General features: G+C 53.2%; 1 protein-coding gene. It reads left to right on the plus strand.

The window, feature by feature from the left end; all coding sequences use genetic code 11:
- Nucleotides 1–216 precede the first annotated feature (216 nt).
- Nucleotides 217–778: substrate-binding periplasmic protein (locus tag B2W52_RS16855; RefSeq protein ID WP_286803779.1), on the plus strand; the 562-nt coding region annotated here is incomplete at its 3' end.

Below are 778 nucleotides of genomic sequence, written 5' to 3' on the forward strand. Positions count from 1 at the left end.
CCTGAGCTCCACAGAAAGATGGCAGGTTTTCCAGATACGTTTTGTCACTGACTTTTTCCGCAGGAAGCGCAATCATGGGTTTTGCTGGCATAATCAACCAGAAAGGCTGACATTAAATGCCAGTATGTCGCTTTTGCAATCATGTCCCTGGTTTATGGCCACTCAATGCGGCCGCCTGGCTTCCGTTCCAGCTGAATCGTCGAAAAGGACTAGAGAATGCCCACAGAAACTGCACCGGTCTCCTCGAAGTTAATCACAGGCATTAAAACCGGCCTCATCGCGTTGACCCTGTCGGCCATTGGCCTCCCGGTCCTTGCGGCCGAGCGCCTGTATATCTTTACGGAAAACTACCCTCCCTATAATGCCTCTGAAACCGGAAAAGGGTTCGCCCACAATGAAGACGACATAACCGGCATCTGTGCGGATATGGTCAAGGCGATGCTGTCCCGGGTCGACTATGACTACGTGATGAAAATGCGGGACTGGAGTTACGCCTACAACTGGGTACAGGATCGCGAAAATCATGGTCTGTTCTGCACCGCGCGCACCGACGAGCGGGAAGATCAGTTTCAATGGGTAGGTCCTCTGGCATCAATCAAGTGGACGTTGTTCGCCGCGCCAGACTCCGATATCACTCTGGACTCCCTGGAAGAAGCCAAAGACCTGAGAATCGCCGGGTACAAGGGCGATGTGATGTCCGAGTACCTGGTTGATCAGGGATTCAACGTGGTGATGGGGGTTTCAGGTGATGTGAACACTCGTCGCCTTACCCTCGGCC

The organism is Marinobacter sp. UBA2498, assembly GCF_002341575.1.
Lineage (GTDB): Bacteria > Pseudomonadota > Gammaproteobacteria > Pseudomonadales > Oleiphilaceae > Marinobacter > Marinobacter manganoxydans.